Source organism: Rhodococcus sp. 06-462-5, assembly GCF_002258315.1.
Classification (GTDB): Bacteria; Actinomycetota; Actinomycetes; order Mycobacteriales; family Mycobacteriaceae; genus Rhodococcoides.
The window spans coordinates 39,383-56,732 of record NZ_NOYD01000053.1 but is presented as its reverse complement, the minus strand read 5'-3'; the positions used below and the strand labels follow the sequence as shown (position 1 = coordinate 56,732).

Annotated in this window: 18 protein-coding genes; 3 read left to right on the top strand and 15 right to left on the bottom strand. The window is 65.6% G+C overall.

Features of this window, described 5'->3' with window-relative positions:
- Positions 1–54: 54 nt before the first annotated feature.
- From CH251_RS24385 to purL, 6 genes are all read right to left on the bottom strand, one after another.
- Entirely contained in the window at positions 55–1,698 is a 1,644-nt protein-coding gene (locus CH251_RS24385; protein ID WP_373454991.1) for an ABC transporter substrate-binding protein, read from the bottom strand.
- A 141-nt stretch (positions 1,699–1,839) separates the two neighbouring features.
- Positions 1,840–3,402: an amidophosphoribosyltransferase gene (gene purF, locus CH251_RS24380; protein ID WP_037194761.1), complete on the bottom strand. Its 1,563-nt coding sequence runs from the start codon at positions 3,400–3,402 to the stop codon at positions 1,840–1,842.
- A gap of 127 nt (positions 3,403–3,529) precedes the next feature.
- A complete protein-coding gene (locus CH251_RS24375) occupies positions 3,530–3,916 on the bottom strand; it encodes a sterol carrier family protein (protein ID WP_094615482.1) in 387 nt (128 codons plus the stop codon).
- Between the two features lie 5 nt (positions 3,917–3,921).
- Positions 3,922–4,512, bottom strand: coding sequence for a CPBP family intramembrane glutamic endopeptidase (locus CH251_RS24370; RefSeq protein ID WP_094615481.1), 591 nt, complete (start codon positions 4,510–4,512; stop codon positions 3,922–3,924).
- A complete protein-coding gene (locus tag CH251_RS24365; protein ID WP_256979291.1) occupies positions 4,509–6,236 on the bottom strand; it encodes an alpha/beta hydrolase in 1,728 nt (575 codons plus the stop codon). The genes CH251_RS24370 and CH251_RS24365 overlap by 4 nt, the downstream gene beginning before the upstream one ends.
- Positions 6,237–6,337: 101 nt before the next feature.
- On the bottom strand, positions 6,338–8,629 hold the full coding sequence (gene purL / locus CH251_RS24360; protein ID WP_094615479.1) for a phosphoribosylformylglycinamidine synthase subunit PurL: 2,292 nt from the start codon (positions 8,627–8,629) through the stop codon (positions 6,338–6,340).
- Between the two features lie 60 nt (positions 8,630–8,689).
- On the opposite strand from purL, the gene CH251_RS24355 reads away from it, so the two are divergent.
- Complete coding sequence (locus CH251_RS24355; RefSeq protein WP_256979287.1) at positions 8,690–9,508, top strand: nucleoside phosphorylase; 819 nt, start codon at positions 8,690–8,692, stop codon at positions 9,506–9,508.
- Positions 9,509–9,846: 338 nt separating this feature from the next.
- Here CH251_RS24355 and CH251_RS24350 read toward each other — a convergent pair whose 3' ends face one another.
- Complete coding sequence (locus CH251_RS24350; RefSeq protein ID WP_094615478.1) at positions 9,847–11,154, bottom strand: M18 family aminopeptidase; 1,308 nt, start codon at positions 11,152–11,154, stop codon at positions 9,847–9,849.
- A 58-nt stretch (positions 11,155–11,212) separates the two neighbouring features.
- Here CH251_RS24350 and CH251_RS24345 point away from each other — a divergent pair, with 58 nt between their 5' ends.
- Positions 11,213–12,121: a hypothetical protein gene (locus CH251_RS24345; RefSeq protein ID WP_179273650.1), complete on the top strand. Its 909-nt coding sequence runs from the start codon at positions 11,213–11,215 to the stop codon at positions 12,119–12,121.
- Between the two features lie 94 nt (positions 12,122–12,215).
- On the opposite strand, the gene CH251_RS27645 is transcribed toward CH251_RS24345, so the two are convergent.
- Genes CH251_RS27645 through purS form a run of 5 tightly spaced genes read right to left on the bottom strand, consistent with a single transcriptional unit; the run spans position 12,216 to position 14,026 of the window.
- A complete protein-coding gene (locus CH251_RS27645) occupies positions 12,216–12,377 on the bottom strand; it encodes a hypothetical protein (RefSeq protein WP_179273649.1) in 162 nt (53 codons plus the stop codon).
- Positions 12,374–12,706: a hypothetical protein gene (locus CH251_RS24340; protein WP_032395921.1), complete on the bottom strand. Its 333-nt coding sequence runs from the start codon at positions 12,704–12,706 to the stop codon at positions 12,374–12,376. Before CH251_RS24340 ends, CH251_RS27645 begins: the two co-directional genes overlap by 4 nt.
- Positions 12,707–12,713: 7 nt before the next feature.
- On the bottom strand, positions 12,714–13,064 hold the full coding sequence (locus CH251_RS24335) for a VOC family protein (protein WP_094615477.1): 351 nt from the start codon (positions 13,062–13,064) through the stop codon (positions 12,714–12,716).
- A 36-nt stretch (positions 13,065–13,100) separates the two neighbouring features.
- Positions 13,101–13,778 (bottom strand): phosphoribosylformylglycinamidine synthase subunit PurQ, encoded by a 678-nt coding sequence (gene purQ, locus CH251_RS24330; RefSeq protein ID WP_094615476.1) that lies wholly within the window; start codon positions 13,776–13,778, stop codon positions 13,101–13,103.
- Complete coding sequence (gene purS / locus CH251_RS24325; protein WP_094615475.1) at positions 13,775–14,026, bottom strand: phosphoribosylformylglycinamidine synthase subunit PurS; 252 nt, start codon at positions 14,024–14,026, stop codon at positions 13,775–13,777. The genes purQ and purS overlap by 4 nt, the downstream gene beginning before the upstream one ends.
- 100 nt (positions 14,027–14,126) lie before the next feature.
- On the opposite strand from purS, the gene CH251_RS24320 reads away from it, so the two are divergent.
- Entirely contained in the window at positions 14,127–14,765 is a 639-nt protein-coding gene (locus CH251_RS24320; protein ID WP_094615474.1) for an MBL fold metallo-hydrolase, read from the top strand.
- Here CH251_RS24320 and CH251_RS24315 read toward each other — a convergent pair.
- The 3 genes from CH251_RS24315 to CH251_RS24305 all read right to left on the bottom strand — a co-directional run bounded on the left by CH251_RS24315 (position 14,762) and on the right by CH251_RS24305 (position 17,333).
- On the bottom strand, positions 14,762–15,442 hold the full coding sequence (locus CH251_RS24315; RefSeq protein ID WP_094615473.1) for an LppP/LprE family lipoprotein: 681 nt from the start codon (positions 15,440–15,442) through the stop codon (positions 14,762–14,764). The two genes, CH251_RS24320 and CH251_RS24315, sit on opposite strands and share 4 nt — an antisense overlap.
- Positions 15,443–15,634: 192 nt before the next feature.
- Positions 15,635–16,453, bottom strand: a complete 819-nt coding sequence (gene thiM, locus CH251_RS24310) for a hydroxyethylthiazole kinase (protein ID WP_179273648.1) — start codon at positions 16,451–16,453, stop codon at positions 15,635–15,637.
- A gap of 178 nt (positions 16,454–16,631) precedes the next feature.
- Entirely contained in the window at positions 16,632–17,333 is a 702-nt protein-coding gene (locus CH251_RS24305) for a DUF2334 domain-containing protein (RefSeq protein WP_094615472.1), read from the bottom strand.
- Positions 17,334–17,350: the final 17 nt, after the last annotated feature.

The window sequence follows — 17,350 nt, the reverse complement described above, 5'->3', positions numbered from 1 at the left end:
TGCTGTGCTTGCTTCTCGCCCTCTACCGTCGTGCTGTCGGTAGTGGGCACGCCGTCAGCTCTTGGCGAGCGTGACGAACCGGAACTTGAACGAGGCGTCGAGAGTCTCGTCCACACCGCTGATCTCGTCGGTGGCGACGGCGATCTGCTTGCCCTCCAACAACGGAAGCGTCGGCAGGTAGTTCGTCGCGAGCTCGGTTTGAATCTGACCGATGATCTGCATCCGGGCATTCTCGTCGGCGGTCGTGCGTTCGAGATCGAGCAGCGAGGTGATGGCCGGGCTCTCGAAGTGCGACTGCAGGAAGTTGTCCGGCGCGAAGAACGGCGTCAGGTAGTTGTCTGCATCCGGGTAATCCGGGAACCAGCCCAGCTGGTACACCGGGTACGCGTCGGCGACGCGTTCCTTGGTGTAGGTGCTCCACTCGGTGGACTGCAGGTTCACGTTGAACAGGCCCGTCGCGTCGAGCTGGCTCTTGATCGCGGCGTATTCCTCGCTCGAGCTCGATCCGTAGTGATCCGGGTTGTACTGCAGGTTGAGCTGAACGGGAGTGGCAATGCCTGCGGCAGAGAGGAATCCGGCCGCCTCGTCACGGTTGGGCGTGGTGCCGTAGACGTCGCCGAAGGCGGTGTTCGCGCCGGCCAGGCCGGTGGGAACCACGGAGTACAGCGGGGTGTAGGTGCCCTTGTAGACGCCGTCGGACAGCGCCTGACGATCGACCGAGGACGCAATTGCCTTGCGCACGGCCAACTTCTGCTCCGGGGTGTCGCCGGGCATCGTGTTCATGTTGAACACCATGTAGCGCGATTCGCCGCCGGGTCCCTCGTGCACCGTCAGACCGTCCACGCTGCCGAGCGATTCGACGTCCGTCGGGGTCAGCGAGCGCCACGCGACGTCGATGGCCTTGTTCTGCACGTCGAGCTTGAGGTTGTCGGAGCTGGTGTAGTACTTGACGTTGATCGACGACGTCTTCGGCGTTCCGAGAATGCCGTTGTAGTCACCGTTCGCGGTGAAGCTGACGAGGGAGTTCTTGGCGTAGCTCGCGATCGAGTACGGTCCGGCGAACGGCGTACCCGCCACGATGGCGTCGTCGTCGAGAATCGAGTCGGCGGGGAAGACGGTCTGATCGACGATCGGTCCTGCCGGGGTCGCCAGAATCTGCGGGAAGGTCTGGTCGTTCGCGGCCTTCAGGGTGAATTCGACGGTCTTCTCGTCCGGCGTGGCGATGCTGTCGAGGTTGGTCAGCAACGACGCGGGCCCGTTGGGATCGTTGATCGCGACGATTCGATCGAAGGAGTACTTGACGCTCTCGCTCGTCAGCGGGTTGCCGTTCGCGAACTTCAGGTCGTCCTTGAGCGTGCACGTGTAGACGGTCGGCTCGGCGAAGTCGCAGCTCTCGGCCGCGTCGGGCTCGAGCTCGGAGCTACCGGGCGCGAAGTTCATCAGGAAGGGATACGTCTGATTCATCACCATGAACGAGCCGTTGTCGTACGAGCCGGCCGGGTCGAGCGATGTCACCTGGTCGGTGGTGCCGACCGTGATGGTCTCGCCGCCGCCGTCGCCGGACCCACCGGCTTCGTCGGTGCGTCCCGAGCCGCAGGCTGCGGCCGTCAATGCGAGTACCGACAGTGCTGCCATTGCGGCGGTCTTCCTGCCGTGCTTGCGTACTGCTGTTCTGGATGCGGCGCTGTAGCGCTGCATACGTCCGTCGTCGGGCGACAGGGTCATCTGATGCCTCTATCCAAATCGGTGTGTCCTATGTAACTCGGGACAGTACCGACGGACTGTTTCCAATATGTGGCATTGAGAAAACCCTGCTGTTCCCTCGCAGGAACGCCCAGCTCACGGACGACTCAGAGCACTCACATTCGCGTCGTTGTCCACCGGCTGCCCGGCGGCCGAGGCCAGCAGACCTTCGAGAACGTGCTTGCCGAGCGCATTGTCGGCAGGCAGATCGATCGGGTACTTGCCGGTGAAACATGCTGCACACAAGCGGGATTCGGGCTGCTCGGAGGCAGCGATCATGCCGTCGATGGAGATGTACCCCAACGAATCCGCACCGATCGCCTGCCGAACGCCCTCGAGAATCCCGTCCTCGGAATCGACACCGTTGGCGATCAGCTCTGCGGGAGAAGCGAAGTCGATACCGTAGAAGCAGGGCCAGCGCACCGGCGGCGACGCGATACGCACGTGGATCTCCAGCGCACCGGCCTCGCGCAGCATCCTGATCAGGGCTCGCTGGGTGTTGCCGCGAACGATCGAATCGTCCACCACCACCAGCCTTTTGCCCCGTATGACCTCTTTGAGAGGATTGAGTTTGAGCCGGATGCCGAGCTGGCGAATGGTCTGCGACGGCTGGATGAACGTGCGGCCGACGTAGGCGTTCTTCATCAAGCCCTGGCCGTAGGGAATGCCGGAGCCCTGCGCGAAACCGACCGCAGCAGGAGTTCCGCTCTCCGGCACGGGAATCACCAGGTCGCCTTCGGCCGGATGCTCCTTCGCGAGGCGTCGTCCGATCTCGACTCGCGTCGAGTGCACCGAACGACCACCGATGACGCTGTCGGGTCGAGCGAGGTACACGTACTCGAACACGCAACCCTTGGGCTCGGGGGCCGCGAATCGCGAGGACCGCACACCGTCGGCATCGATCGCGAGCAGTTCACCGGGCTCGATGTCGCGGACGAACGCGGCACCGACGATGTCGAGTGCCGCCGTCTCACTGGCCACCACCCAGCCGCGATCGAGGCGGCCGAGGCACAGCGGGCGCACGCCGTGCGGGTCGCGTGCGGCGTAGAGGGTGTGCTCGTCCATGAACGTCAGACAGAAGGCACCCTTGAGCAGTGGCAGCAGTTCCATCGCCGCCTGCTCGATGGTGCAGTCGGCGGCCTTGTGCGCCAGCAGCGCGGTCACCACGTCGGAATCCGACGTACCGTTGCCCTGCAGCCGATCACTGATCAGCCCGGCGTCACGCGCCTTGGTGGCGAGCTCGGCGAAGTTCACCAGATTTCCGTTGTGTCCGAGTGCAATCCCGGTCCCGGCAGTGGTGGTGCGGAAGATCGGCTGCGCGTTCTCCCAGGTGACCGACCCACTGGTGGAGTAGCGGCAGTGCCCGATGGCGACGTGCCCGGGCATGGCACCGAGTGTCTGCTCGTCGAACACCTGGCTCACGAGACCGAGATCCTTGAACACCAACACCTGCGAGCCGTCGGACACGGCGATGCCGGCAGCCTCCTGACCACGGTGTTGCAGCGCATAGAGGCCGTAATACGAGAGCTTGGCCACATCCTCGCCCGGTGCCCATACTCCGAAGACTCCGCACTCCTCGCGCGGCTCGTTCTCCGGTTCGTCGAGCGGTTTGCCTACCAGAAGATTCGGACTGTCGACCGACAAATCGGCGTTGGTCACGGGCATTGCTCCCTTGGGGGTACGGGGCGGGGGGCCATGCCCGAGTCTACGGGCACACGGCCTGAGTCAACGCATCGTGTGGACGGGAGATTCCCAGCAGGTGAACGCATGTCCGATTCGGAGCGAATCACCTGATGGACAACAGCGGCAACCAGCGACCCACCTCGGCCGCCCTACTGCCCGACGCATCGATCGAACCGTCGGCGAGTGCGTCGGCGAAATCCCGGATTCCGGTGACCACCTGCAGCCACGTCAGCGCATCGGTTTCGACCACGTTCGGCGGGGTCCCCCGTGTGTGTCGCGGCCCCACGATGCACTGCACCGCGACGAACGGCGGCACCCGTACCTCCACCGAGGATCCCGGCGCGTTCTGGCCGAGAGTTCTGGCCGTCGTGCGCACCGCGGCGGCGATCTGCGCCCGCGCAGGCTTGTCCGCCTCGCCCTTGATCCAGTCCTCGACGGCCAGAACGGCGTCGCGAACCTCGGCTGGGCCGACTTCCTTGTGTGGTGGCACTGCGTCTAACTCCTGTCGTTCGCAGCGAGATGCGCCAGAACGGCGCCGCTGGCGTTGAGGAAGTAGTGCAGCAGGGCCGGCGCGAGCACACTGCCGCTGCGGGCTCGCAGCCACGAGAACACCACCCCGGCCGCGGCCGTCGCCACGACCGTCCCGACCACGGTGTCACCGGCCGCGCGAGCGGGGTGAATGTGCCAGAGCCCGAAAAAGATCGGCGACAGGGCAGGCGACGCGGAGTGGAGCGCACCGCGAAAGAGCAACTCCTCGGTGAGGACCGTCCCCACCGGAATCCGAAACAGTATCCACTCGGCCAGCTCGTCCTCGGATGGCCGGACCCGGCGTCGCAACGCCGGAATCGCGGCGACGACGGCAGATCCGAGAACCGGAATCGCCGACGCCGCAGCGCCCCATCTCAGTCCGGCAGCGGTGTTGCGCACACCCAGTTGCGCGGCGCCACGGCCCGAGACCGCCGCAACGGCCACGGCGAACGAGGCATTGGCCACCGCCCGCGCACCGGCATCGAGACCGAGTGCGGGAAGGACGTAGGTACTCCACGCCGTCGTCGCGGAGCCGATCGCCAACGCCTCGGTGCTCACTTCTCGGGACCGTCTCGGCCGGCGAATTGCTCCATGACTCCGCGAACTCGTTCGGTGTCGCGGTCGGTCCAACCCTCGGGCGCGGCGACGGCAACCCAGCCGTCGAGCACGAGGGTTCCGTAGTTGTGGCCGTGACCGTCGGGAACGCCCGCGGCGTTGGTCAGGTCGGCGGCCACCTGCCAGAACGTGACGACCGGGAACCATCGCATGCTCGGCAAGCGGTCCGGCCCCGGCGGTTCGGACAGCCAGTCGGGACGCTCGAACAGCAGGTCGGGTGACCACCAGACCACCGGATCCGACGCATGCTGCACGTAGAGGATTCGCGGCTCGTACCAGGGCTGATCCTCCGGCGGGATGCCCGACGAGTTGTCGGCGAATCGAACCGTCAGTCCCTCGGAGTAGACCGGCCGAACCTCCGGGCTGCCCGGGTCGCGTCGGCTGACGAACTGACTCCAGATGCGGTTGTTGTTCGGCGGCCCAACCCACAGCACCCCGTCTGTGGTGGCCCGGATGTCGGCCAAACCGTCGAACGCGCCCTCTCCCGCCTGGGTACCGAGGCTCTCGCCGTAGACGTAGAACTTGGGGCGCGTGGCCTCCGGTTCCTGCAGCCAGCGATCGTGCACCTTGTCGATCAGAGCTTTGCCCGCCTGCGCGGCCTTGTCGCCCTCCGCGATGAAGGAAATCCAACTCGGCAGGTAGGAGTACTGGGATGCGACGGTGGCGACATCGCCGTCGAACATGAGTTCTTCGGCTTCGATGGCGGTGGGATTGACCCATCCGGTTCCGGTGGTCGGAACGACGACCAGTGCCGCGCGCTGGAATGCCCCGGTGCGTTCGAGTTCGGCGACCACGATGTTCAGTCGCTCGTCCTGGGTCTCAGCGGTTTCCAGGCCGGCGTATGCCCTGATCGGCTCGAGGCTGGGGCGACCCGTGGCCCGCTCCATCTCGTCGGCGCGCAGCCCGCTGGAGACGAAGTTGCGGCCCTCGAATCCGAGAGTGTCCCACGGCGCCAACGAGTTCGGGCTGCCGGATCGTTCGTCGGCGACGGGTTGGTCTGCGCCGTCCCGAGTTTCGTCGTTCTGCAGGCTGAAGGCCGAGTTGGTGACCTCGGAGACCGCCCGCAGCAGGACACCCTGAACCAGGGCGACGGACAGCACGACGAGGACGACGACCCCGAGCGCATTGGCCACTTCGCGTGGCATCTTGACGACGCGGTTGATCTGTCGGGCGAGCAGTCGAACGAGGTCACGCAACACCCGCCACACCGAAATCAGCAGCGCTGCAATGGCGATACTGAGCGCACCGGTACGGAAGTATCCGGTGGTGGTGGTGCCCTCGGCGTCCATCAGTGCGGCCAGCTCACGCTGCCATTCCGCCGAGATCGCCAACATGGTCATCGACGCTGCGATCGCGAGGACGGGTACGGCGACCTTGACGGCCAGCTCCACCGTGCGCGGCAGCGGCCACCACGATCGGGACGAGAGCCACCAACGGGTGACAGCCCATCCCACCGCCACGCCGAATGCGTAGCCGATGGCCGCGTTGATACCGCCGATGATGCCCTGGAACAACCATCCACGCGGGAGCAGAGACGGTGTCAACGACCAGCAGAAGAACAACGCGCTGAATGCAATTCCGGTGAAGTCCAGCCGCAGTAGGCCCCAGGCCCACATGACGAAAGGATGCTTGTCCGGTGAGGGGACGGAGAACTCGACCGTCGGCAGGTGGTAGCGGTGATGCTGGTCCTGCTCGAGTGCCGTGTCGGGCTCCGTCCGGCCCTGCTCCGCGGTGTTGTCTCCGACCGATGTGCGTCCCCCCACCTCGGTCAGCCGAAGAGTCTGGGGAGAGTGCTCTCGAACGTCTCGCGCAGCTCCGTCATCGGGACGGAGAACTGCCCCTGCACCTCGATCGAATCCGAGCCCTCGTCGACGACGCCGATGCGTGCCCACGGCAGACCACGGGCGGTGCACATGCCGGTGAAGCGAGTTTCTTCCGTGCGCGGTACGGCGACCAGCACGCGGCCCGAGGACTCGGAGAACAGCGTCACGAACGGATCGGCACCCTCGGGAAGGATGATGCGGCAACCGGTTTCACCGGCCAGAGCTGCTTCGACGACGGCCTGAGCGAGGCCACCCTCGGACAGATCGTGTGCCGCCGAGACCAGTCCGTCACGCGAGGACGAGAGCAGAATGTCTGCGAGCAGTTGCTCGCGGGCCAGGTCGACCTTGGGCGGCACGCCGCCGAGGTGATCGTGCTCGACCTGAGCCCAGATGGACCCGTCGAACTCGTCGTGGGTCTCGCCCAGGAGGATCAGCGTCTCGCCGGGCTCGAGTCCGAGGCCGGTGGGAATGCGGCGATGCACGTCGTCGATGACGCCGAGAACACCGACGACGGGCGTCGGCAGGATCGGCTCGGCACCGGTCTGGTTGTAGAAGCTCACGTTGCCGCCGGTCACCGGAATGCCGAGGGTGACGCAGCCGTCCGCCAGTCCTCGCACGGCCTGCTGGAACTGCCACATGACGCCCGGGTCCTCGGGCGAGCCGAAGTTCAGGCAGTTGGTGACGGCCTTGGGCGTCGAGCCGGTGACGGCGACGTTGCGGAAGGCTTCGGCCAGTGCGAGCTGCGCGCCCTGGTAGGGATCGAGTGCGGTGTAGCGGCCCGACGCGTCGGTGGCCAAAGCGATTCCGCGACCGGTCTTCTCGTCGATGCGGATGACGCCGGCGTCGGCGTTCTCGGCGAGGACGGTGTTACCGCGCACGTAGCGGTCGTACTGCTCGGTGATGAAGCGGCGGCTGCACAGCTGCGGCGAGCCGATCATTTTCAGCAACGTCGCCTTCAGCTCGTCCCCGGTTTCCGGGCGCTTCAGCGACGCCGTGGTGTTCGCGACCAGATCGTCCTGGCCGGCCGGCCGCTGCACCGGGCGGTTGTACACCGGACCCTCGTGCGCGACGGTCTTCGGCGGAACGTCGACGACGGTCTCGCCGTGCCAGGTGATCTGCAGATGTTCGCCGTCGGTGACCTCACCGATGACGGTGGCCAGGACGTCCCACTTGCGGCAGACGGCCATGAATGCGTCGACGTTGTCGGGCGTCACCACCGCGCACATGCGCTCCTGGGATTCGCTCGAGAGCACCTCGGCGGGGGTCATGCCGGTGGCGCGCATCGGCACCTTCTCCAGCTCGATGTGCATGCCGCCACTGCCCGCAGAGGCCAGTTCCGAAGTGGCGCAGGACAATCCGGCACCGCCTAGATCCTGGATGCCGACGACCAGCTTGTTCGAGTACAGCTCGAGGCACGCTTCGATGAGCACCTTCTCGGTGAACGGATCGCCTACCTGAACGGCCGGAAGCTTCTTCCGGCCCCCGCCGGTCTCGTCACCGTCGAAGGTCTCCGACGCGAGAACGGACACGCCGCCGATGCCGTCGAGACCGGTTCGTGCGCCGAACAGAATGATCTTGTTGCCCAGGCCCGACGCGAACGCCAGGTGCATGTCCTCGACGCGCATGACGCCGGCACACAGAGCGTTGAGCAGGGGGTTGCCGGCGTAGGAGGCGTCGAACACCGTCTCGCCGCCGATGTTCGGCAGCCCGAGGGAGTTTCCGTAGCCGCCGACTCCTGCGACGATGCCGCTCAGGACACGGCGCGTATCGGGTGCATCGGCAGCACCGAATCGCAGCTGGTCCATCACGGCGATCGGGCGCGCGCCCATGGCCATGATGTCGCGGACGATTCCGCCGACGCCGGTGGCGGCACCCTGGTAGGGCTCGACGTACGACGGGTGATTGTGGCTCTCGACCTTGAACGTGACCGCCCAGCCGTCGCCGACGTCGACGACGCCCGCGTTCTCACCGATTCCGGCGAGCATCGGCTTGCGCATCTCGTCGGTGGTGGTCTCGCCGAAGTACTTCAGGTGCACCTTCGAGGACTTGTACGAGCAGTGCTCGCTCCACATGACGGAGTACATCGCCAATTCGGCGTCGGTGGGCCGACGGCCGAGGATTTCCTTGATGCGGACGTATTCGTCGTCCTTGAGTCCGAGTTCTTTGTACGGCTGCGCAACGTCGGGGGTGGCGACGGCGTTGGAGACGGTGTCTGTGGGTACAGAGCTAGCGGACACGAGGAATAGGTCCCTTCGATGGAGCGAAATGCCAGGGAGAGTCTATCGGGACCCGCAGACATGTACGGCATCGGTCGTGCAGGGCTGCACTTCGCCTCGTGCGAACATCACCTGATGGACATCGCGCTGACCGAGGACGATCTGGACGAAACGGGCGTCATCGACCCGTCGATGGTGGCCAAGGGAGTCGACGTCCCGCCTAAAGCCGTCGTCTGTTTCTTCTCCGAGGTGATCGAGAGCATCTGCGCGAAAGGCGACGCCCGAGTCGTCTCGGTCATGCGCTCCGAGCACGGCGAACACCCCGTCTACGAGATCGAACGGAACGGGGAGAAGCTTGCCGTCTTCCACCCCGGCGTCGGCGCTCCGCTGGCCGCACTGTTCCTCGAAGAGGCCATCGCGATGGGATGCACGCAGTTCGTGGCCGTCGGCGGCGCGGGGGCACTGTCCGACGACCTGGGCATGGGACATGTGATGGTGGTGGACAGCGCCCTCCGTGACGAGGGCACCTCGTTCCATTACCTACCGCCGGGGCGAGTGGTCGACGCCGATCCGGAAGGCGTGGCCGTGCTGCAGTCGGTGCTCACCGACGCCGGAGTCGACTTCGTCACCGGCCGATCCTGGACCACCGATGCCCTCTACCGTGAGACCCGTGCCCGCGTGTCCCGCCGCGTCGAGGAAGGCTGCCGAACGGTCGACATGGAGGCGTCTGCCTTCTGCGCCGTTGCCCGATTCCGCGGAGTGCGATTCGCGCAACTGCTGTACGCGGGTGACTCCCTCGCCGCCGACTGGGATCACCGCGGCTGGACCAAGGCGACGACAGTACGCGAGCAACTGTTCTGGCTGGCGGCGGACGCGTGCCTGCAACTGAGCCCGATGTAGGTCTTGGGGGCGTCGGGTCGCTGGCTCACCCCTTGCCACCCCCCGCCCCCGCAAATGCGCGCGCATTTGCCATACGCGCGCGGAATTGCCACCGCACGGGTCACGAATCCGCGCGCACCTGACGAATGCGCGCGCGTTTGCGACTGGCCGACCGAGAAACGGGGAACGGGGAACTCCGAACGGGGTCGCGCCGCGGTATTCAGCTTCCGCCCACACCCTCCGCCCCCATCCCCGCAAATGCGCGCGCGTTTGCCGAACGCGCGCGAAATCGCCACCGAGCGGGTCACGAATCCGCGAGCACCTGACGAATGCGCGCGCGTTTGCGCCGCCGATCGAGCTCAGGCAGGAGCCAGGAACGCCGCCAACGCGTCGGCGTAGGACTTCACGTCGCTGGCTCCCATCAATTCCCGCGACGAATGCATGGCCAGCTGCGCTGCACCCACGTCCACCGTGGACAGGCCGGTGCGCGACGCGGTGATGGGTCCGATGGTCGATCCGCACGGCAGATCGGCGCGATGTACGTAGCGCTGCAAGGGAACTCCGGCCTGGTCACAGGCGAGCGCGAATGCCCCCGCTCCCGCGGAATCCGTTGCGTAGCGCAGATTCTGGTTGACCTTGAGTACCGGTCCCCCACCCAGTTCGATGCGGTGTGCGGGCTCGTGCCGGTCGGGATAGTTGGGATGCGTCGCGTGCGCCATATCGCCCGAGGCACAGATGGATCCGGCCATCGTGCGCAGGAATTCCTCACGCCCACCGCCGCGTCCCAGCACGATGCGCTCGAGCACTGTGTTCAGCAGGTCCGAGAACGCGCCGCGGTCGGACATACTGCCGACTTCCTCGTGGTCGAACAGTGCCAACACCGGCGTCACTGCGGTCGGATTGTCCACTGCGGCAAGCAAAGCCTGAGTTCCGGCGTAACAGGTTCCTTGATTGTCCAGACGCGGCGCACTAACCAATTCGGACTCCACACCCACGACGGCACTGGGTGCGAGGTCGTGTGTCATCAACTCCCAACCCAATACCGAATGCGGGTCGACGCCTTCTCGCTCGGCAACGTAGGCGATGAAGGACTGAGGTGAATTGCCCACGCCCCAAATGGCATTGACGTGTCGCTGCGGATCGAGGGTGACGCCCTTGCGATCCTCGGACAGGTGGATTGCCAGCTGCGGAACTCGCAGAATGGGCTCGTCGACCTTCACCAGTACCTCGCGGGCCGTGTTACCGTCGCGCACACTCAGCCGGCCGGAGATACCCAGATCGCGATCGAGCCAGGAGTTGAGCCAGGCACCGCCGTACGGTTCGAGGCCCACCATCTGCCAGCCCGCGGATTGCAGATCGGGATGCTGCTTCACGCGAAGGTTGGGGCTGTCGGTGTGCCCGCCGACGATTCGGAAGGGGCCGTCAGGAGTGGAGCCTGCGGAACGACCCGAATTACTGTGCTCGGTACTCCACGCGACGAGTGATCCGCCGCGAACGAGGTAGTAGCGGCCCGGGTCCGTCGGCCAGGCGTCGGTCTCCTCGAGGCGTACGAAACCGGCGTCCTCGAGCTGTACCGACACCGTGTTGCAGACGTGGAACGGTGACGGCGACACGTCGACGAAGTTGCAGAGACCGGTTGCGGAGGCGTGAGTCGACATGGGAACCATTGTGGCAGCCGCCGCGTCGAACACCTCGAGAGCACACACCGACCGGGGGGACGACTTGATGAAATTTCATTCTTTGCCTGACTACGGCGCAGTTCACGCGACCACATTCGCCATCGTGCGGATGAAGACGATCGAAGCATTTCGCAAGCGCGGGGTGGTGGTTCACCGCGAGGACGCGACGACTTTGGCGGTGGGCTCGGGCGTTCGCATGTCACTGAACAATGTGTTCGCCCGGTGCTCCGGGGTGAGTCGATCGGCGTGGGACGGCATCATCGCCGGCCATGTCGACCTCATGATCGAGACGATGCGCGAGGCGGATCCCACGTTCTTCACCGGATTGTCCGACGACGAATTCCACTCGCGGCTGCGCGAGCGCGTCATCGCTCCATCCGCCCTGGCGGCTATGGGTGAGTGCGAGTACGAGTATTCCGTCCCACTACTCGACGTGCCGGGCGCACCGCGACGGGTGCTGAACCTGTCTTCTCCGAATCGCGCTGTGACACTGGCAGATCGGCATCTCGTCGGCCGAGACCTGAACGCCGCCTGGGCAGCCGGCCGAAGGAACACCGCAGCGCTGAAGTTCGAGGACGGCCGAATGTTCAGCAGAAACAGCATCGACATCGAGGTCCTCAGCGGTGATTCGATCTACCTCGCGTCGAAGGTTGCCGATATGACCACGCTGATCTCCGCGCACCTCGGCGAATGTCTGTACGGCGTATTGTTCGTCGTTCCCAATGCCTACGAGTTCGTTTTTCACCGTCCGCGCAACGCCGACGTGGCGCTCGCGGCAGCAGCAGAGCTCGCCGATCTGGCGGATATGTTCAGTCGTGACACACCGAGCCCACTGTCTCGCTCGGTGTTCTTCTGGCGGGACGGCGAGTACTGCCAGGTGTTCGACGGGATCTCGATCGAACCCACCGGCATCTTCGCCTCGACTGTGACCGAGCTGCGAGAGTGTGCGGCATGACTGTGTTCGACGGTCCGAACGCCTGGCATTCACCACGAACGCCCCGCATTCCAGAGACGGAATGCTGGGCGCTCGTGTCCTGAGAGGACGCGCGCTATTCGGGCGGCGGGACGGTGGGTCGTCCCGCTGCGGCGTCGCGAATCCACTGAGGTACCTCACGCCCGTTGCGTTCACGGATTGCGATCGATGCGCGAGCGGCGGCCGCGGCGACTTCCGGACGCCCGGCTTTGATCTTGCGTTCCTCGGTGGTGGTCATCGCGGTTCCTCCAGCTCATCGACTCGATTGTCAGTGTCCTCGCATTCAGAGGGTTCCGCCAGTGCGCGTCGGAGGGCGCGATCGGCAACGGCAACGAGAACGTCCTGTTCTGTTCTGGTTATGAGTGGCGAATCTGTGACCGCCCCGTAGATATCCCACCCCAGGGCAGCTTCGGCGTCGTCCGTGCTGACTGTGTGGTCGAGGCACCAGGTGATCCGCTGCCATGCCTGCGCTCGTTTGTCGGCGACGGTGCGCTGACGAATGGTGAGAGCGACCCCGACGACGGCGAGGACGCCCACCACCAGAGTCACCCACGCCTGGGCCGGCATTCGATGCTCAGTGCGACCCGGACACGCAGAACACATTCCCATCGGGGTCGGTCAGTGTCACCCAGCGAAAGTCGCCCATGGTGTGCTGCGCAACTTCGCTTGCACCCGCCTCGACCAGCCGCGCGACCTCAGCGTCGAGGTCAACGGTGGTCATGTCGAGGTGGACGCGATTCTTGCCGGGCGTCGGGTCGTCGACCTTCTGAAACGCCATTCGGTACGGCGCGGCGGCGAGTTCGATGACGTAGAACCAGCCGTCGTTCTCCTCCACTATCGTTCCGTCCGCCTGCGCAGCCCACCAGCGTGCGAGCGGTTCCGGATCGGTTGTATCGAACGTGATCATGCCCAATGTCAGTGTCATGGCGGCACGATAACCGCCGCCACCGACAGGTTGGGGTCAGGCGTTGACGATCGTGTCCAGTGCCGAATAGAAGATGCCCAGGCCGTCGTCGCTCGGTCCGGTCAGCGGCTCGGTGGCGTGTTCGGGGTGCGGCATCAAACCGACGACCCGACCGTTGGCCGAGGAGATACCTGCGATCCCCCGCTGCGATCCGTTCGGGTTGGTGCCGCTGTAGCGGAACACGACGCGACCCTCGCCCTCGAGCTCGTCGAGCACGTTCTGCGGTGCCTGGAACCGTCCTTCTGCGTTCTTGACCGGGATCAGGATCTCGGCGCCGGGCTCGTATCGCGACGACCATGCGGTGTCGGTGTTCTCCACCTTCAGCCACTGATCGCGGCAGACGAAGTGCAGACCCTGGTTACGGGTCAGCGCTCCGGGGAGCAGGCCCACCTCGCAGAGCACCTGAAAGCCGTTGCAAATGCCGAGGATCGGCATTCCGCCTTCGGCCGCCTTGACGACGGACTCCATCACGGGGGCGAAACGAGCGATAGCGCCGGCCCGCAGATAGTCGCCGTAGGAGAATCCGCCGGGGACGACGATGGCGTCGACGTTCTTCAGGTCCGCGTCGGCGTGCCACAGGCTGACGGCCTCGCCACCGGCGAGGGTGACCGCGCGGGAGGCGTCGACGTCGTCGAGGGTTCCGGGGAAGGTGATGACACCTACGCGGGCGCTCATGCGACGGGCTCGACCGACACGCGAGTGACCGTCCAGTCCTCGATGACGGTGTTGGCCAGCAGTGATTCTGCGATCTTCTCGAGTTCAGCGTCGTCGACGGTGTCGTCGACCTCGAGCTCGAAGCGCTTGCCCTGGCGGACGTCGGACACGCCGGAGATCCCCAGACGGCCGAGCGCTCCTGCGATCGCCTGACCCTGCGGATCGAGAATCTCGGCCTTGGGCATGACATCGACAACGACTCGGGCCACGAAAGCGCTCCTTGAAATACGTACAGCAAGACAGTTACCGGCAGGTGGGAGTCTACGCAGCCCTGGCGGGAGGCGCGAAACCGCGCTTACTGTGGAGTCCATGCGGCTGACACACTTCGGACATTCCTGCGTTCTCGTCGAACTCAACGGCACCACCGTGTTGTTCGATCCCGGCACGTTCTCTCACGGGTTCGAGGGCATCACCGGACTCGACGCGATCCTCGTCACCCATCAGCATCCGGATCACGTTGATCTGCAACGACTTCCCGCGCTCGTCGAGGCGAATCCGCGAGCGGCACTGCACGCCGATCCGATGACCGCAGGCCAGCTCGGCAGCAAATGGGCGGCAGCTCCCGCAGGCAAGGCCTTCGCCGTCGGCGGCATCACGGTCACCGGTGTCGGTGGCACGCACGCCGTCATCCATCCCGAGCTACCCGAGATCGACAACACCGGCTACCTGCTCGGCACCCCGGAGAATCCAGGCCAGCTCTTCCATCCGGGCGACTCGCTGTTCGTCCCCGAGCAGCAGGTCGAGGTGCTCGCGCTTCCCGCAGCCGCGCCGTGGTCGAAACTCTCCGAGACCGTCGAGTTCCTGCGCGCGGTGGCTCCGAGGATGGCATTCCCCATCCACCAGGCCATCGTCGCGGAACAGGCCAGGGGCATCTACTACGGCCGGTTCAAGGAAATGTCCGACGCCGAAATCCGCGAGCTTCCCGAGGAATCGTCCGTCTCGATCTAGCCGATGACCTCGGGCGGGAGGGTGCCGATCATGGTGACCTGCGTCCCGTCCCACCGATAGTCGATCGTCACCGGGCCGCCGGTCGGATTCGCGTTGGCGTCGTTCGCGAGAGGCCAGCGGTAGTTCACGGTGACGGTGTCGGCGGTCTGGCCCACCACCGAGGTGAACGCGGTGGGCTCGAGCGTCGCTGTGCCCAGGTAGTCGTAGTTGTGACCTGCGAAGAAGAGAAGGTGCGTCGGAGACGACACGGTCCCGCCGGTGTCGGCTCGCACCCAGGTGAACGGCGCGCAGGCGTCACCGATTTTCGTTGCGATCCACGGCTCGCCCGGGAAGTACTCCGGCAACGACGCGACCGCGTCGACCACCCTCGTGGAGTCCAGCCCCAGGCAGATGGGGTACTCCGAGCCCGGTGCATGCTGTTCGCCGTCGGGCAGGGAGTTGTTCTCCGGTAGCTCTTCGGTGTTCGAGTCGACCGGACCGTTCGGCTCTGCGCCCCCGGCGTCGACGATCGGCCGGCCCTCGTCCTGCTGGGCCTGTGGCTGGGTGGCCGGGGCCTGAGCGCGCGAGGTGAACGCCGTGGTGGGGGCAGCAGTGGCCGGCGCTGCGCCCGGTTCGTCCGAGTTTCCGCACGCGACAAGACTGAGAGCGGTGAGGATGACGAGGAGAATTCGCTTCATGAGACCACCTGGTTCGATTTGCCCGACGCCAGGTATGTCCGCCCGCAAACATGTTCCGTTACATCACGTTTCGGTCAAGAGGGCGTTACCTTCGCAACGATCTGCATTTTTCGCACCACAACGCGCACATTTCGCGACATTCCCGCGGATACTGCGGCACAGTGCAGCACCAGGTGCACACTGGAGCGCGCGTCATTCAGGCCAGCCGATGTCGAGCCGAACCAATTCACGAATTGCCGACTCGTCGACCGTGTCGAGTCCGTCGAGGAACGCGGCTGCGAAGGATCCCGGCCGCGACGTCGACCGGGCCGCGATCTCCGACGCCACCGCGACATGCGCGTGCGCCGCGACGGCACCGATCAGCGCATTCGGTGACACCGAGCAGTAGGCAGCCGTCAGTGCACCGAGCGCGCATCCGGTGGCCGTAACCCGTTGCAGCAGTGCACTTCCGCCGCCCACCTTCACCAGGCCGCCGGGACCGAGGATGTGATCGGTCTCCCCCGATGTCGCCACCACGTCCACTCGATCGAGCAGCGACCGGGCTGCATCAACCGAATCTGCCACGGCTGCAGACGAATCCACCCCGCGCGATCCGCCGTCAGCGCCCGCCAGTCCCATGACTTCCGATGCATTTGCGCGAATGACGCTGGGCCGGTTGGCAAGCAGCTCCACGGCCACCTGGGTTCGCCACGGCAGACCGCCCGCTCCCACCGGATCGAGTACCCACGGCTTCCCCGCTGCCCTCGCTGCAGCCGACGCCAGCCGAGAACTTTCCACCTGGGCAGCCGTCGGAGTTCCGAGGTTGATCAGCACCGCGTCGGCGATCTCGGCGAAGCCGGCCGCTTCCTCGGGGTTGTCCACCATCGCCGGAGCCGCCCCCGCGGCCAACAGTGCGTTCGCGACGAACTGCACCGAAACGGTGTTGGTCAAACACTGCACCAGCGGATTGCGATCGCGCAGAAGACGATGCGCGGCGACGATGTCGTCCAGGGTCACGCTCATAGCACTCATCGAGACAAGTCTACGACCGCGCCCACCCCGTTCGCGTCAATGGACCACTGCATACGTCTGAGCGGTGCACTGGCACATTCACGCCACAACCCCGTGCGCGTGAATGTCACTTTGCATACGTCTGGGGAGTGCAATGGTCCATTGACGCGACAGCGAGCGAAGCGAGCGAAACAGTCCGCTACGCCACGCGGGCTTTGGATCGCGGGGTCCATTCGTAGACCCCGGCCTCGGCTCCGTGGTGCAGGGAGAGGTCGATGGCGTCGAGGATTGCCTGTCGCGGTCCGGGCCGTCCGAGTTGCTTGGCACTGATGGCCAGGCGAACCACTCCGTCACGGCGGGCGGTGCGGCCTGCGCCGAGTACCAGTGCCTTGAACCACCAGGGTTCGGCTTTGAATCCTTCGCCGATTCCCCACACTCGGGCGCGGACGACGCCGTCCCGGTCGAGGTCGTGAATACCGTTCAACGCAGCCAACATTCGGAATCCCGCGTCCGGGAGTGCTTCCACGGCACCGGGTGAGGCGATCCAGCGCGGCGCGGCGAACACTCGGGTGCGCAGGCCGGTCTGTTCCATGACGCGGTCGGCCGCCATCAGTCGGAGTCGGGCTTCGTGACGCGGCAGTGCGGAGAACTCGGAGCGTCGACGCTTCGTCGCGGCCTGGTCGTAGCCGTGCAGGACGATCGCGTCGCCGCCGTCGCGTCGCGCCCGCAGCCATTCCTGGGTGGGCACGTCCGCTGCGAGACGGTATTTGTCCTTCAACCGAGGCGCGACGAGCAGTGACAGCGGAACACCTCGACCGTCGAGGATCCGCGCGAATTCGGCGGCGTGCTCGTAGGTGTCGTTCTTGATACCGCTCACCGACACGATCAGACGTCCAGACATGACTCGAGCCTCGCACA